Below are 15,017 nucleotides of genomic sequence, written 5' to 3' on the forward strand. Positions count from 1 at the left end.
CATAAACTGTGCGTCCACTGACTTTTTCATATCGTTCATTCGAATACCGGTACGATGTGGGCCTTTTCGATGCTGTCAAAAGGCAACAGATATTCGTGGTCATCAACCACCACCACCACATCATCACCTTCGACACCCTTGATGAGCCCCTGGAACTTCCGGCGCCCTTCAAATGCCATCCGGAGACGAATCTGAACCTGGTGGCCGACAAAGGCTTCGTATTGCTCCAGACGAAACAGCGGGCGATCCATCCCCGGGGATGAAACCTCCAGTGTGTATTCGGTCTGGATGGGATCTTCCACATCCATCACACCGCTGATCTGGCGACTGACTTTTTCGCAGTCCTCGATTCCGATACCGTTCTCGGCATCGTCAATAAATACCCGCAGCAGGGAATGATGGCCCTGTGAGCGGAATTCAATGCCCCAGAACTCATACCCCAGACCCTCAATTACAGGCCGAAGAATGTCTTCCAGTTGTTTAAGCTTGGCTGACAAGTTACGCCTTCTCCGTTATCAGATTTACCGGCCCCAAAAACAAAAAAAGGGCTGTTTTATCAGCCCTTTTTATGCACCAGGGCCCTTTGCGCCAGGCCCCTTAATCAAAAAGCCCCGAACAATGGGGCCTTTTGTTGCAAGAACTCGCAGGAAGCAAACCGATGTACCGCTTCCTGCTGACAGACACCTGGCCTGCCAGAAACCCGCCAGCACCACGCGGCAGGTCCCAATCTCCGCCGGAGTATAGAGACGCCGGGCAGAGTGGTCAAGGACTGACCAAAAAAAACGGCCTGGAGAGTCCAAGCCGCTTTTCTTCTATATGGTGCCCGGGGCCGGACTCGAACCGGCACAGCTTTCGCCACTACCCCCTCAAGATAGCGTGTCTACCAGTTTCACCACCCGGGCAACATTCTTACTCGAGTTCAGGGAGACCAGACTCCCCGCCCCCGGTTTCGCTGGAGGAAGCCTTACCATTTCCAGCGGCACTGTCAGCCGGTGCGGTGGCAGCGGATTCCTCGACTACAGGAATACCTGCTTCCCCGGCCAGTTCGGCGCGCTGCTTGGCAAAGACCGCCAGCGAGAAACTTGTCACAAAAAATACAATGGCGAGCAGAGTCGTAAAGCGGGTCAGAAAACTGCCACTACCCTGACTACCGAATACTGTCTGAGAGGCACCACCACCAAAGGCAGCTCCTGCGTCAGCACCCTTGCCCTGCTGGATCAGCACAAGACCCACCAGCGCCACCGCGATCACGACGTGCACAACGACAACCAGTGTCTCTAACCAATCCATAACGACTCTCGCGAACCTTTAACTTTAGGCATCTGCCGGAACCGCCCGGCAAATACTTACAAATTCTTCTGCTATCAGCGACGCTCCGCCGATCAAGCCGCCATCAACATCCGGCTCGGCAAAAAGCGCCGGTGCATTATCCGCTTTTACACTGCCCCCGTAAAGCAGCGATATCTCTTCCGCCGGGGCACCCATCCCTGCCAGCACTTTTCTGATCGACGCGTGCATGGCCTGGGCATCTTGCGCGGTGGCTGTTTTGCCGGTGCCAATAGCCCATACAGGCTCGTAAGCAACGACAACACGCGACCACTGATCCGGCGTCACTGCTGCCAGCCCTTTCCGGACCTGACCTGCAACAACCGACTCCGCCTCGCCAGCCTCCCGCTGTTCAAGCGTTTCACCGACACAGACGATGGCGTCCAGATCATTGCCAACGAGGCGCTCAACTTTTGCAGCCACCATGTCGTCGCTTTCAGCAAAGATCTGACGACGTTCAGAGTGACCCACCAGACCGTAACGGCAACCCTGATCTCTTGCCATCCCAGCGGAAATCTCACCGGTATAGGCTCCGGATTCCCACTGCCCGACGTTCTGAACACCCAATGCCAGCGCATCACCGGCCTGGGCGACCGCATCTCCGATATAAATTGCGGGAGGAATGATAACAACCTCAACGCCATTATCAAGAGACTCGACCTGGGATCGCACATAGCCTACCAGCGTTTGGGCCAGGTCTCTTGACCCGTTCATCTTCCAGTTTCCGGCTACGATCTTACGACGCATAACAGTTCCCGAACGTGAGGGAGGGCGAACTATACAGCACTCCCTCCCGGCAGACAACCGCCTGAAAACACAAAATTAAGCGGCAGAATTCTCCACCACTTTCGCCAGTTCCTCGACAACCCGCAGGATATCCTCTGCGTCCTGTCCTTCGGCCATAACCCGGATCAACGGTTCGGTTCCAGAGGCTCTGAGCAGGATTCGCCCGGAGCTGCCCAGATCAGATTCGGCCTTTTGCACCGCAGCAACAATGTCGTCTCGGCTGAACGGATCGAAACGCTGGCTTACACGCACGTTAATCATCTTCTGAGGCAGCTTGCTCATGCCCAGACGGATGTCGGAAAGCGTCTTCCCCGATTTTCTGACCGCCAGCAGGGTCTGCAACGCCGAGACAATCCCATCTCCGGTACTCGTGCAGTCACGAATAACCATATGACCCGAGCCTTCACCGCCGAGTACCCAGTTGTTGGCCACCAGGCGCTCCATTACGTAGCGATCGCCGACATTGGCGCGCTCGAATTCGATGCCAATCTCATTCAGTGCCAGCTCGACACCAAGGTTGGTCATCAGGGTACCGACAACCCCGCCTTTCAGGCTGCCCTCCGCAAAGCGCTGGGAGGCAATCACGTAGAGAAGTTCATCGCCATCCACTTCGGAGCCGTCGCGGTCCACCATCAGCACCCGGTCACCGTCGCCGTCAAAAGCGATGCCAAGATCCGCCCCCTTTCCAACAACAGCTGCCTTCAGCGCTTCCAGATGGGTAGAGCCAACGTTCAGGTTGATATTCAGACCATCGGGATCGGCGCCAATCACCGACACCCTGGCGCCAAGCTCACTGAATACCTTAGGGGCAACGTGATAAGTGGCACCGTGAGCGCAATCCAGCACGATTTTCATGCCATCCAGGGTGAATTCGTTCGGCACGGTACTTTTGCAGAATTCCACATACCGGCCCGGGGCATCGTCCACCCGAGAGGCCTTGCCAAGCTCCGCCGGCTCACACACCTGAATCGGCATGTCCAGCCAACGCTCGATTTCCGCTTCCAGGGCGTCATCGAGCTTGGTGCCGTCAGCCGAGAAAAACTTGATGCCATTGTCGTGATGAGGGTTATGGGACGCACTGATCACGATACCGGCCGAGGCCCGGAATGTACGGGTGAGATAGGCGATGGCTGGTGTCGGCATCGGGCCAAGCAGTTTTACATCAACACCGGCGGCTGAAAGCCCGGCCTCGAGGGCGGATTCAAACATGTAACCGGAGAGGCGGGTGTCCTTGCCAATCAATACACTGTTGCGATGGCCATCGCGCTTGAACGCCTGACCGGCGGCCCAGCCCAACTTGAGCATGAATTCGGGGGTAATCGGAAACTCACCGACACGGCCGCGGATGCCGTCGGTGCCAAAATATTTTCTTTCGGACATTAGCCTGCCTCCTTCACTGCCGTCACCACACGGACGGCGTCCACAGTTTCCCTGACATCGTGCACGCGAATTATGCTGGCACCTTTCATGGCGGATATTGTCGCGGCCGCGAGACTTGCGGGCAACCTTTCATTCACATCGCGTCCGGTGATATGGCCGAGCATGGACTTCCGGGAAACCCCAATCAGCAGCGGGTGCCCGAGGATATGCATCTGCTCAAGGGAAGCGAGCAGCTGCAGGTTGTGCTCGAGACTCTTGCCAAAACCGAAGCCCGGGTCGAGCAGAATATTCTCCGGACGAACGCCGGCCATTTCGGCTACACGCATTCGCTCCGAGAGAAACGAACTCACCTCCCGGCGGACATTCCGGTACTCCGGGCAATCCTGCATGGTGTCCGGCTCGCCCTGAATATGCATGATACACACCGGTATGGCAGCCCGGGCGACCACCTCCGGCGCGCCTTCCCGCTGAAGCGCACGCACATCGTTAATCAGGCCTGCCCCGAGTTTCGCCGTTTCCGCCATCACTTCCGGCGCACTGGTGTCCACCGAGACCACGGCATCCAGCTCTCGGGCAACCGCTTCAACCACCGGGCAGACCCGATCCAGCTCTTCCTGAACCGACACCGGCGTCGCACCCGGACGGGTCGACTCACCACCGATATCGATAAATGTCGCACCATCGGCCACCATTTGCCTGGCCCGCTGGAGAGCCACGCCAGGCCGGTTGAACTTCCCTCCATCGGAAAAGGAATCCGGCGTTACGTTTAAAATCCCCATTACGTGGCAGCGGGACATATCCAGCTCCCGCCCGGCAAAATTCATTTTCATGGCAAACCTTTTTCAGACTGGATCGAGTAGGAGGGGGAGTTACCTCCCCCGTCCTCTCACACCACCGTACGTACGGTTCCGTATACGGCGGTTCATGGCTGGCTCTGAAGCCGAGTCATCGTATCCAACAAGCTTACCAGAGACAGGCGGTTAAAGACCTTCTTGGGGAGTGCGGCATTCATATGCGATGCCCCGCTATTCCACCAAGGCCCGCGCCCGTTTGTCGCGCTTTTCCAAGCCCGTTCCTCCACCAGTCCAAGCCGCATCAGGTTGCGAGCTCGAGTGTGAACTCGCTTCCATTGTCGCCACAGGATCAGGCGGAGTCGTCGCCGTACCCACCCGTCCATCGCCTCTACCGAGCGCTTTGAGTCGGTCAGGCGTAGTAGTTCGCCCCACCCTCGCAGCACTGGATTCAGGTGTTGGATGGTGGTCAGCAGGCGATCGCCCCCGTGATCGTCGGAGCAAACTGACGCGGTTGGCCTGATGAGCTTTCAGGCTCTTGGGCATCCTCAGCCGAACCTGTTTGTGCCAGCTTACGCTGTAACCCAGATAGCTCCGGCGCCAAGGCCGATCCCACGGCGCTTTTCTCCGTGTTGATCTTCAGGCGCAAGTGCGTTTCCAGATAGTGGGTGAGGCTGGCCATGATCCGGTGCCCGGCTCGCTTGCTACGAACGTAGATATTGCAGTCGTCCGCGTAGCGGCAGAACCGATGGCCCCGGCGCTCCCAGCTCCCTGGTCCAGTTCGGTCAAAAAGAACATTGGAGAGCAGAGGCGAGAGCGGGGCCGCCTTGTGGCGTCCCTTCCCGTCTCGGGCTGACCACCCCACCGTCCAGCATGCCGGCTTCCAGATAACGTCGGATCAGGGTCAGTATCCGGCGGTCGGTGATGCGACGAGCCAGCAGGCTCATCAGCACATCGTGGTTGACCCGGTCAAAGAACTGGGCCAGATCCAGATCGACCACCCAACGGTGGCCCTCATTGATGTGCTGCTGCATCGCCTTGACCGCCTGATGGGCACTTCTCCCAGGCCGGAAGCCGTAACTGTGATCCGAGAAGGTCGGTTCCAGCATCGGGCTCAGCACTTGGTGAAGGGCTTGTTGAATCAGGCGATCTTGTACCGTCGGAATACCCAGTACCCGTTCGCCGCCTTGCGGCTTGAGGATACTGACCCGGCGTATGGGCTGAGGATGGTAGCGTCCGGCCAATAAGCGCTCACGCACCGTTGGCCAATGCTGTTGCAGGTGGCCTTTCAGGGCCGTTGTGGGCATCTGATCGACGCCAGCTGCGCCCTTGTTGGACACCACCCGCTGATACGCACGCATCAGGTTCGGGCGCTCAAGCACCTGTTCCATCCGCGCGTTCGGGCTCCGCGTTCGTCCACGAATGAGCCTCCGCGTCTGCCTCGACACGGGCACCAGTCTCTGCCGGATTCCGTCCGGCGCCTCCCTGATTGCCCTGACCCATCCGGGCCGCTTCTGTCTTCATAAGCACACCACGAGCACTCATCGCCTACTTGCGGTCAACCATGTTCAGCCCTTCAGTGTGCGGTGACACACCTACTATGGCCTCTGCTGAGTTCTGGCTTCCCATCCCCACCCCTCACGAGGTGAGTAGCACGGTGGCAGAAAACCAGACTTCCCAGGGTAAGACGCGTGACCTTCACACTTATACCCGCCGCATCTACGTTCACACCTTCTGTGCAAGTATCGGGCTTTGACGATATTGGCCGCCTTACCCGGTGTGACCGCCTCGTATGCGATTTCTGTTCGTCAGGTCAGTGTTTTGCCTGCGGCTTCCTTCAGATTCCACCTCGCGATGGACACCCTTGCCGTCCGGCTAGTGGTTCCCCTTACCGGGCCCACAGGGGACTTGCACCCCCAAGTCATCCGGCCAGCACCACCTGTACCGGAACAGCGCCCGTCAAGGCGCTACGCGCCATGCCTGGCGCACCAAAACAAACGCCGCCCGGGATCCGGGCGGCGCTGGGAGCTACAGGGGTTTCCTGGCCGGCAGAGTCAATGCTCTCCGGCAGGTCGGCCGACACCCGGATGACGACCGTCATCGGAAGCCTTGGGCTCCGGCGCCACTTCAGGCTCATCGACTTTCACACCACCTGCGGGACCACTGTCTCCCCAACCTTTCGGCGGACGAGGTGTTCGGCCCTCCATGATGTCGTCGATCTGGTGACGATCGATGGTTTCGTACTTGATCAGCGCATCGGCCATCATGTCGAGCTTGTCGCGGTTATCGATCAGAATCTGCCTGGCCTTTTCGTAGCAGGTGTCAATGATGTTGCGGACTTCTTCGTCAATCCGCTGGGCCGTTTCCGGCGAGTACACCGTCTGGGACTGGCCGGCGGACATGCCGAGGAACGGCTCTTCGCTGTCAGTGTCGTACTGAAGCGGCCCAAGCTTTTCGGACAGCCCCCAGCGGGTCACCATGTTGCGGGCCAGGCTGGTCGCCCGCTCGATATCATTGGATGCACCGGTGGTAACGCCATCAAACCCAAGGGTCAGCTCTTCGGCAACACGGCCACCGAAAAGACTGCAGATGGAGCTGATCAGGAAACGCTTGCTGTGGCTGTACTTATCCTCTTCAGGGAGGAACATGGTCACACCCAGCGCACGGCCGCGAGGAATAATGCTGACCTTGTAAACCGGGTCATGCTCCGGCATCAGCCGGCCGACAATGGCATGGCCAGATTCATGGTAAGCCGTGTTCCGCTTTTCCTTCTCACTCATGACCATGGACTTACGCTCGGCGCCCATCATGATCTTGTCTTTGGCCAGCTCGAACTCTTCCATGGAAACCAGGCGCTGGTCACGACGCGCCGCAAACAGGGCAGCTTCATTCACCAGGTTGGCCAGGTCAGCACCGGAGAATCCGGGTGTACCACGGGCAATCAGAGCCGGTTCTACGCCATCCGCCAGGGGCACCTTCTTCATGTGCACCTTGAGGATCTGCTCGCGGCCGATGATATCCGGCAGGCCAACGACCACCTGGCGGTCGAAACGGCCCGGGCGCAACAGCGCGGGGTCCAGAACGTCCGGACGGTTGGTGGCGGCGATGACGATAACGCCTTCGTTGCCTTCAAAGCCGTCCATCTCAACCAGCAACTGGTTCAGGGTCTGCTCGCGCTCATCATGACCACCACCCATACCGGCGCCACGATGACGACCGACCGCATCAATCTCGTCGATAAAGATGATGCACGGGCTCTGCTTTTTGGCCTGCTCGAACATGTCGCGAACACGGGATGCACCCACGCCCACGAACATTTCCACGAAGTCGGAACCGGAGATGGAAAAGAACGGCACCTTGGCTTCACCGGCAATGGCTTTGGCGAGCAGGGTTTTACCAGTGCCCGGCTGACCCACCATCAGAACGCCTTTGGGAATGCTGCCGCCAAGACGCTGGAATTTGCTGGGATCCCGCAGGAAGTCCACCAGTTCTTTGACGTCTTCCTTGGCCTCATCAACGCCGGCCACGTCACCGAAGGTTGTCTTGATCTGATCTTCACTCATCAGACGGGCCTTGCTCTTGCCGAAGGACATGGGGCCTTTGCCGCCGCCACCTCCCTGCATCTGGCGCATGAAGAAGACAAACAGCGCGATGATGATCAGTATCGGGAACGCAGCCACCAGCAACTGTGTCCACAGGCTCTGGCGCTCAGGCTGCTTACCGATAACCTCAACGTTGTTCGCGAGAAGATCGTCCATCAGCTTGTTGTCAGACACCTGCGGACGGATTGTCTGGAACTGGGAGCCGTCACCACGGGTACCCTGAACCTCCAGCCCATCGATTGTGACCTGACGGACCTGCCCTTGCTGGACCATCTCCACAAACTGGGAATAATTGACTTGTTGGCCGGTGGTGGTGGGAGAGAAATTCTGAAACACCATCAGCAGCACGGCGGCTATAATTAGCCAGAGAACCAGATTTTTTGCCATATCGTTCAAGGATCATCACCTGTGAATTGAAGGGTTAGCTTTTCGAAAGCACCCTTTTCAGACACCTTACACCAATTGTACGCCCGTCCACCAGAAACGGCCCATCCGTATCGGCCACACGGGACATACAGATTTTCCGATGAAAAGCGGCCATACCATTCATAGTGGGCGCCATATCTGAAATTACAACAGCGACACCAGACCACCCCCCAACTTCCTGGTACTTTTTGACCCAGAGTCGATCAATTTGTTCCTTCGGCCTGCCAGCGACCACTTCAATAACTTCAATACATGTTAACGGCCATTTTTACGGCAAGACGATCTGTTACAATCCTTCGATTATACGTTCAAGTCTGCGCATACGCCGCTGACCTTTTGTTAATTGCATCGATAAAGAGATTACATCATGAGTCTTTCACCGGAACAGCGCCGGGAATACCGGGCCATTGCCCACAATCTGAAGCCGGTCATCATCGTTGGCGACAAAGGTCTGTCGGAGGGGCTGCAGGAAGAACTGGAGCGCGCCCTGAATGATCACGAGCTGATCAAGATCAAGGTGGCAAACCAGGATCGCGAAGCAAGGCAGGAAGCCATCGCGGCACTTTGCGAGAGTTCCGGCGCCGAGCTGGTCCAGACCATCGGCAAAATCGCCGTGATCCTGCGCCGCGCGAAGAAACCCAACCCCAAGCTGTCCAACCTACTGCGCCACAAGCACTGATCCGACGCCCGGGAAGCAGGAAACGTGAACATGGGGTCAGATGAAAGCTTTCATCTGACCCCATGTTCACCGCACCGGGTGATCAGACGTATTCGACTTCCTCGATCTCGTATTCCACGGTACCAGAGGGCACGCGAATCGCGACCACGTCACCTTCACTCTTGCCAACAAGGGCCCGGGCGATGGGTGAGGAAATCGACAACTTCCCTGCCTTGATGTCGGCTTCGTCCTCACCAACGATTTTGTAGATGACTTGCTCATCCGTGTCCATGTTGAGCAGATGGACAGTGGTGCCAAAAATCACCTTTCCGGTGTTCTCCATGGCGGTGACATCAATCACCTGGGCGCCCGACAGCTTGCCCTCGATTTCCTGGATACGGCCCTCGATAAAGCTTTGCTGCTCCCGGGCGGCATGGTATTCCGCGTTTTCTTTCAGGTCGCCGTGCTCACGGGCGTCGGCAATGGCCGCAATCACCCGGGGACGATCTTCGGACTTCAGCTTCTGAAGTTCCTGGCGGAGGCGGCTCTCCCCCTCCTTTGTCATCGGTACTCTGTCAGCCATAGTCTCACTTTCCTGCGTGAAGATCCTGAAGGCGGCGTACAGTGCGCTCCGGGCCGAACTTGATGGCCCGGCAGAAGGCTTCGCCGCCCGCCAGTGTCGTTGTGTAGGTTACCTTGGTCTGCAATGCCGACTGGCGGATCTGGGCCGAGTCGGAAATCGCCTTGCGACCTTCGGTGGTATTGATGATCAGCTGAACCTGACCGTTCTTGATGGCATCCACGATGTGCGGACGACCTTCACGGACCTTGTTCACCCGGTCAACCTCAATTCCGGCCTCTTTCAGGGCCTTGGCGGTACCGGTAGTAGCAATCACCTTGAAACCGGCCTCAACCAGATCACGGGCAACTTTCGCGGCGCCCGGCTTATCCACGTCGCGCACCGACATGAACGCAGTTCCCTTGGTCGGCAAGCGATCGCCGATCGCGAGGGCGGCCTTGGCAAAGGCCTCATCAAAGCTGTCACCCAGGCCCATGACCTCACCGGTCGACTTCATTTCCGGCCCGAGGATCGGATCCACCGCCGGGAACTTGTTGAACGGGAATACCGATTCCTTCACCGCGTAGTAGCGCGGGATGATTTCCTGGGTGAACTCCAGTTCCTTCAGGGTCCTGCCCGCCATCACCCGGGCCGCCACCTTGGCCAGGGACACACCAATGGCCTTGGACACAAAGGGCACAGTCCGGGACGCGCGCGGGTTGACCTCGATCACGTAGATCTCGCCGTCCTGCCAGGCCAGCTGGACATTCATCAGGCCCACCACATCCAGCTCGATGGCCATCTTCCTGACCGCGTCGCGCATCTCGTCCTGAACCTGCTGGGACAGGGTGTACGGCGGCAGCGAACAGGCGGAGTCGCCGGAGTGTACGCCGGCCTGTTCGATGTGCTGCATGATGCCACCGATGACCACGTCCTTGCCGTCGCAGATGGCGTCAATGTCCACCTCGATGGCGGCATTCAGGAAGTGATCCAGCAGCACCGGGCTATCGTTGGAGACCAGAACCGCGTTGCGCATGTAGCGCACCAGTTCTTCCTCGTCGTAGACGATCTCCATGGCCCGGCCGCCCAGCACGTAGGACGGACGCACCACCAGCGGGTAGCCGATTTCACGGGCCGCCAGAATGCCTTCCTCGTGGCTGCGCACGGTGGCGTTTTCCGGCTGCTTCAGGCCCAGGCGGGTGATCATCTGCTGGAACCGCTCCCGGTCCTCGGCGCGGTCGATGGCGTCCGGGCTGGTGCCAATAATGGGCACGCCGGCCGCCTCCAGGCCACGGGCCAGCTTCAGCGGAGTCTGGCCGCCGTACTGGACAATCACACCCTTGGGTTTTTCAACGTGGATGATTTCCAGCACGTCTTCCAGGGTGATCGGCTCGAAGTACAACCGATCGGAGGTGTCGTAGTCGGTGGACACGGTCTCCGGGTTGCAGTTGATCATGATGGTTTCATAGCCGTCCTCACGCATGGCCAGGGCCGCGTGAACACAGCAGTAATCGAACTCGATACCCTGACCGATCCGGTTCGGGCCGCCACCGATCACCACGATCTTTTCGCGATCACTGGCATCCGCCTCGCACTCTTCCTCATAGGTGGAGTACATGTAGGCGGTGTCGGAGGCGAATTCCGCGGCGCAGGTGTCCACCCGCTTGTACACCGGACGGATGTCCAGCTCGTGACGCAGCTTGCGCAGGCTCACTTCGGAGATGCCCAGCAGCCTGGCCAGGCGAGCGTCGGAGAAGCCCTTGCGCTTGAGGCGGAACAGGGTGGCCTGGTCGATGTCGGCCTTGCCGGCACTCTTGAGCGCCTGCTCTTCCTTGATCAGGTCCTCGATCTGCACCAGGTACCAGGGGTCCACGTGGGTGTGCTGGAAGACATCATCTACGCTCAGGCCGGCGCGGAAGGCATCCCCAATGTACCAGATCCGGTCGGCACCGGGCACGTTCAGTTCACGGGTCAGGGTTTCCCGGGAGTTTTCGGAATCCAGGTCCTCAAGTTTCTCATCAAAGCCTTCAGAGCCCACTTCCAGCCCGCGCAGGGCTTTCTGCAGAGATTCCTGGAAGGTCCGGCCAATGGCCATGACCTCACCCACGGATTTCATCTGGGTGGTCAGGCGGGCGTCGGCCTGGGGGAATTTCTCGAAGGTAAACCGGGGAATCTTGGTGACCACGTAGTCGATGCTGGGCTCGAACGAGGCCGGGGTGACGCCACCGGTGATTTCGTTGCGCAGCTCGTCCAGGGTGTAGCCCACCGCCAGCTTGGCGGCGACCTTGGCGATCGGGAAGCCGGTGGCCTTGGAGGCCAGGGCGGAAGAACGGGACACCCGCGGGTTCATCTCGATCACCACCATGCGGCCGGTGTCCGGGTTGATGCCGAACTGGACGTTGGAGCCACCGGTTTCCACACCGATCTCACGCAGCACCGCCAGGGAGGCGTTCCGCATGATCTGGTATTCCTTGTCGGTCAGGGTCTGGGCCGGGGCCACGGTAATGGAATCACCGGTGTGCACGCCCATGGCATCGAAGTTCTCGATGGCACAGACGATGATGCAGTTGTCGTTCTTGTCGCGGACAACTTCCATCTCGTACTCTTTCCAGCCGATCAGGGATTCGTCGATCAGCAGCTCGTTGGTCGGGGACAGGTCCAGACCACGGGTACAGATTTCCTCGAATTCGTCGCGGTTGTAGGCAATACCGCCGCCGGAGCCGCCCATGGTGAAGGATGGGCGGATAATGCAGGGGAAACCGATGTCGTCTGCCACTTCCCAGGCTTCCGCCATGGTGTGGGCGATGGTCGCGCGCGGACACTCCAGGCCGATTTTTTTCATGGCCTTGTCAAAGCGATCGCGGTCCTCAGCCTTGTCGATGGTATCGGCGTTGGCACCGATCATTTCCACGCCGTGCTTTTCCAGGATGCCCTGCCTTTCCAGATCCAGCGCGCAGTTCAGCGCAGTCTGGCCACCCATGGTGGGCAGCAGTGCATCCGGCTGCTCTTTCTCGATGATCTTTTCAACGGTTTTCCAGGTGATCGGCTCAATGTAGGTGGCATCGGCCATCACCGGGTCGGTCATGATGGTCGCCGGGTTGGAGTTAACCAGGATCACCCGGTAACCCTCTTCGCGCAGCGCCTTGCAGGCCTGGGCTCCGGAGTAATCAAACTCGCACGCCTGCCCGATCACGATGGGGCCGGCGCCCAGGATCAGGATGCTTTGGATGTCGGTACGTTTTGGCATGTCTTGGTATACCTGTCAGCAACTGTTGAATTCTGGCAGCGCAACACGCGGCGCCCGTGAGTTTTCCGTGGCGATCAGCCTCAGGCAGATCGCGTCTCCATCAGGCGGATAAACTCGTCGAACAGGGGCGCCACGTCATGAGGACCGGGGCTGGCTTCCGGGTGTCCCTGGAAGCTGTAGGCCGGCTTATCGGTCCGGCGGATGCCCTGCAATGTGCCATCGAACAGGGACTTGTGAGTCGCCTCCAGATTGGCAGGCAGTGTTGCCTCATCCACGGCAAAGCCGTGGTTCTGGCTGGTGATCATCACTGTGCCTTGGACCAGGTCCTGTACCGGATGGTTGGCACCGTGGTGGCCGTGGCCCATCTTCATGGTTTTGGCGCCGCTGGCGAGGGCCAGGAGCTGGTGGCCCAGGCAGATACCAAAGACCGGGATGTCGGTTTCCAGCACTTCTTTAATGGCAGTGATGGCGTAATCGCAGGGCTCGGGATCCCCCGGGCCATTGGACAGGAACACACCGTCCGGATTCATCGCCAGCACTTCCGAGGCCGGGGTCTGGGCCGGCACTACGGTGATGTCGCAGTCACGGGACGCGAGCATGCGCAGGATGTTCAGCTTTACACCGTAATCCCAGGCAACCACCTTGAACCTTGCTTCTTTCCGCTCACCGTAGCCCTCGCCCAGGGTCCACTCGGTCTCACTCCAGGACCGGATCCTGTCGGAGGTGACTTCTTTCGCCAGATCCATGCCCTTGAGGCCGGGGAAGGCTTTGGCCAGCTCCAGTGCGCGCTCGGCAGTCGCGTTTTCGCCAGCCACGATGGCGCCGTTCTGGGAGCCCCTGTCCCGCAGGATCCGGGTCAGGCGGCGGGTATCAATGCCGGCGATCCCAACAATGTTGTTGCTTCGCAGGTAGTCGTCCAGATTTCCCTTGTTGCGCCAGTTGCTGGCCAGCAGCGGCAGATCCCGGATGATCAGGCCGGCGGCCTGGATGCGATCTGACTCGACGTCTTCTTCGTTCACACCGGTGTTGCCGATATGCGGGTATGTCAGGGTGACGATCTGGCGGGAATAGGACGGGTCGGTCAGGATTTCCTGGTAACCGGTCATGGCGGTGTTGAACACCACTTCACCACTGGTTTCTCCGTCAGCGCCAATGGCGCTGCCGTAGAACAGGCTTCCGTCTGCGAGTGCAAGGATTGCTGGTGTGCTCAAGGCTTGTATCCTCATCGAGTGGCGTATCGGTTCGTCACGAACAGGAACGCAAGCGCAAATTCAGGTCGCAAAAAAGCGAGAGGGAGTCAGAACTCCGTCCCGCTTTTTTGTAGGCCGGGAACGGTTTTTGTTCCCTGGGCGTTTTTCAAAGCTACGCTTGGTGCAGTTAAACCGCCTCATTGTAAAAAATATGGCGGTTTTTGTCCACGGGAAAAGCCCTCACTTCAAATCCAGAACATCCTGCATATCATAAAGTCCGGCCGGCTTACCCTTCAGCCAGAGCGCCGCCCTCATGGCGCCCTTCGCAAAGGTCATCCGGCTGCTGGCCTTGTGGGTCACTTCGATGCGCTCACCTTCGGTAGCGAACAGCACAGTGTGATCGCCCACCACATCACCGGCACGGATGGTTTCAAAACCGATTTCCCTGCGAGTACGCTCACCCGTAAAACCTTCGCGGCCATAGACGGCACATTCTTTCAGATCGCGACCAAGGGCATCAGCGACAACCTCACCCATCCGAAGCGCGGTGCCAGAAGGAGCGTCCTTCTTGTGGCGGTGATGGGCCTCGATGATTTCGACGTCGTAGTCGTCACCCAGGGTCGCAGCGGCAGTGCGCAGCAGATTGAGGACGACGTTAACGCCGACGCTCATATTAGGCGCAAACACCACGGGTGTGGATTCTGCAGTCAGAGCCAGTTGCTGTTTTTCGGCGTCGGACATGCCAGTGGTGCCAATGATGAGCATCTTGCCACTGGCTTTGCAGAACTCGGCGTTTTCCAGGGTCAGGTCCGGGAAGGTGAAATCGATGAGGACATCGAAATCATCCTTCACGTCGGCCAGGCTGCCGGCCATTTTCACGCCGGTTTTGCCAAGGCCGGTCATTTCGCCGGCGTCGGCACCGATCAGACTGCTGCCCGGCTCTACGACGGCGGCACCGAGTTCAAGGCCTTCGGTACCGTCAACGGCCTCGATCAGCACTTTTCCCATGCGCCCGGCGGCGCCGATGATTGCTACCCTCATGCTCGCTTTCC

General features: G+C 58.9%; 14 protein-coding genes and 1 tRNA gene. 1 reads left to right on the forward strand and 14 read right to left on the reverse strand.

Annotated elements, in window-relative coordinates; all coding sequences use genetic code 11:
• Positions 1–35 precede the first annotated feature (35 nt).
• From rimP to ftsH, 10 genes are all read right to left on the reverse strand, one after another.
• Complete coding sequence (rimP, locus tag D0851_RS09340) at positions 36–497, reverse strand: ribosome maturation factor RimP (protein WP_117618407.1); 462 nt, start codon at positions 495–497, stop codon at positions 36–38.
• Positions 498–817: 320 nt separating this feature from the next.
• Positions 818–902, reverse strand: a tRNA-Leu gene (locus D0851_RS09345).
• Positions 903–909: 7 nt separating this feature from the next.
• Positions 910–1,290, reverse strand: coding sequence for a preprotein translocase subunit SecG (secG, locus tag D0851_RS09350; RefSeq protein ID WP_117618408.1), 381 nt, complete (start codon positions 1,288–1,290; stop codon positions 910–912).
• A gap of 24 nt (positions 1,291–1,314) precedes the next feature.
• The gene (gene tpiA / locus D0851_RS09355; RefSeq protein WP_117618409.1) at positions 1,315–2,073 is read right to left on the reverse strand and encodes a triose-phosphate isomerase; all 759 of its coding nucleotides are present in this window, start codon (positions 2,071–2,073) and stop codon (positions 1,315–1,317) included.
• Positions 2,074–2,148: 75 nt separating this feature from the next.
• The gene (glmM, locus tag D0851_RS09360) at positions 2,149–3,492 is read right to left on the reverse strand and encodes a phosphoglucosamine mutase (RefSeq protein WP_117618410.1); all 1,344 of its coding nucleotides are present in this window, start codon (positions 3,490–3,492) and stop codon (positions 2,149–2,151) included.
• Positions 3,492–4,322 carry a dihydropteroate synthase gene (gene folP, locus D0851_RS09365; protein WP_117618411.1) on the reverse strand — a complete coding sequence of 277 codons (831 nt, stop codon included), beginning with the start codon at positions 4,320–4,322 and terminating at the stop codon, positions 3,492–3,494. Before folP ends, glmM begins: the two co-directional genes overlap by 1 nt.
• Positions 4,323–4,414: 92 nt before the next feature.
• Positions 4,415–4,729 carry a group II intron maturase-specific domain-containing protein gene (locus tag D0851_RS21050; protein ID WP_413773548.1) on the reverse strand — a complete coding sequence of 105 codons (315 nt, stop codon included), beginning with the start codon at positions 4,727–4,729 and terminating at the stop codon, positions 4,415–4,417.
• Between the two features lie 23 nt (positions 4,730–4,752).
• Positions 4,753–5,148 carry a reverse transcriptase domain-containing protein gene (locus tag D0851_RS21055; RefSeq protein WP_413773549.1) on the reverse strand — a complete coding sequence of 132 codons (396 nt, stop codon included), beginning with the start codon at positions 5,146–5,148 and terminating at the stop codon, positions 4,753–4,755.
• Positions 5,069–5,674: a reverse transcriptase domain-containing protein gene (locus tag D0851_RS21060; protein WP_413773550.1), complete on the reverse strand. Its 606-nt coding sequence runs from the start codon at positions 5,672–5,674 to the stop codon at positions 5,069–5,071. Before D0851_RS21060 ends, D0851_RS21055 begins: the two co-directional genes overlap by 80 nt.
• 663 nt (positions 5,675–6,337) lie before the next feature.
• The gene (ftsH, locus tag D0851_RS09375) at positions 6,338–8,281 is read right to left on the reverse strand and encodes an ATP-dependent zinc metalloprotease FtsH (RefSeq protein WP_264756473.1); all 1,944 of its coding nucleotides are present in this window, start codon (positions 8,279–8,281) and stop codon (positions 6,338–6,340) included.
• 397 nt (positions 8,282–8,678) lie between these two features.
• Here ftsH and yhbY point away from each other — a divergent pair, with 397 nt between their 5' ends.
• A complete protein-coding gene (gene yhbY / locus D0851_RS09380) occupies positions 8,679–8,990 on the forward strand; it encodes a ribosome assembly RNA-binding protein YhbY (protein WP_117618412.1) in 312 nt (103 codons plus the stop codon).
• An 82-nt stretch (positions 8,991–9,072) separates the two neighbouring features.
• On the opposite strand, the gene greA is transcribed toward yhbY, so the two are convergent.
• From greA to dapB, 4 genes are all read right to left on the reverse strand, one after another.
• On the reverse strand, positions 9,073–9,552 hold the full coding sequence (gene greA / locus D0851_RS09385; protein WP_117618413.1) for a transcription elongation factor GreA: 480 nt from the start codon (positions 9,550–9,552) through the stop codon (positions 9,073–9,075).
• 4 nt (positions 9,553–9,556) lie between these two features.
• Positions 9,557–12,775, reverse strand: coding sequence for a carbamoyl-phosphate synthase large subunit (carB, locus tag D0851_RS09390; protein ID WP_117618414.1), 3,219 nt, complete (start codon positions 12,773–12,775; stop codon positions 9,557–9,559).
• 80 nt (positions 12,776–12,855) lie between these two features.
• Positions 12,856–13,986 (reverse strand): glutamine-hydrolyzing carbamoyl-phosphate synthase small subunit, encoded by a 1,131-nt coding sequence (carA, locus tag D0851_RS09395; protein WP_117618415.1) that lies wholly within the window; start codon positions 13,984–13,986, stop codon positions 12,856–12,858.
• A 219-nt stretch (positions 13,987–14,205) separates the two neighbouring features.
• On the reverse strand, positions 14,206–15,006 hold the full coding sequence (gene dapB / locus D0851_RS09400) for a 4-hydroxy-tetrahydrodipicolinate reductase (RefSeq protein WP_117618416.1): 801 nt from the start codon (positions 15,004–15,006) through the stop codon (positions 14,206–14,208).
• Positions 15,007–15,017 lie beyond the last annotated feature (11 nt).

This window comes from Marinobacter sp. Arc7-DN-1, assembly GCF_003441595.1.
Classification (GTDB): domain Bacteria; phylum Pseudomonadota; class Gammaproteobacteria; order Pseudomonadales; family Oleiphilaceae; genus Marinobacter; species Marinobacter metalliresistant.

What these genes read in the sequence shown, in the direction of transcription:
- D0851_RS21060 (WP_413773550.1), bottom strand. Translation starts at nt 5,674, where the DNA reads ATGGAACAGGTGCTTGAGCGCCCGAACCTGATGCGTGCGTATCAGCGG.
- folP (WP_117618411.1), bottom strand. Translation starts at nt 4,322, where the DNA reads ATGAAAATGAATTTTGCCGGGCGGGAGCTGGATATGTCCCGCTGCCAC.
- yhbY (WP_117618412.1), top strand. Translation starts at nt 8,679, where the DNA reads ATGAGTCTTTCACCGGAACAGCGCCGGGAATACCGGGCCATTGCCCAC.
- carB (WP_117618414.1), bottom strand. Translation starts at nt 12,775, where the DNA reads ATGCCAAAACGTACCGACATCCAAAGCATCCTGATCCTGGGCGCCGGC.
- greA (WP_117618413.1), bottom strand. Translation starts at nt 9,552, where the DNA reads ATGGCTGACAGAGTACCGATGACAAAGGAGGGGGAGAGCCGCCTCCGC.
- tpiA (WP_117618409.1), bottom strand. Translation starts at nt 2,073, where the DNA reads ATGCGTCGTAAGATCGTAGCCGGAAACTGGAAGATGAACGGGTCAAGA.
- glmM (WP_117618410.1), bottom strand. Translation starts at nt 3,492, where the DNA reads ATGTCCGAAAGAAAATATTTTGGCACCGACGGCATCCGCGGCCGTGTC.
- secG (WP_117618408.1), bottom strand. Translation starts at nt 1,290, where the DNA reads ATGGATTGGTTAGAGACACTGGTTGTCGTTGTGCACGTCGTGATCGCG.
- dapB (WP_117618416.1), bottom strand. Translation starts at nt 15,006, where the DNA reads ATGAGGGTAGCAATCATCGGCGCCGCCGGGCGCATGGGAAAAGTGCTG.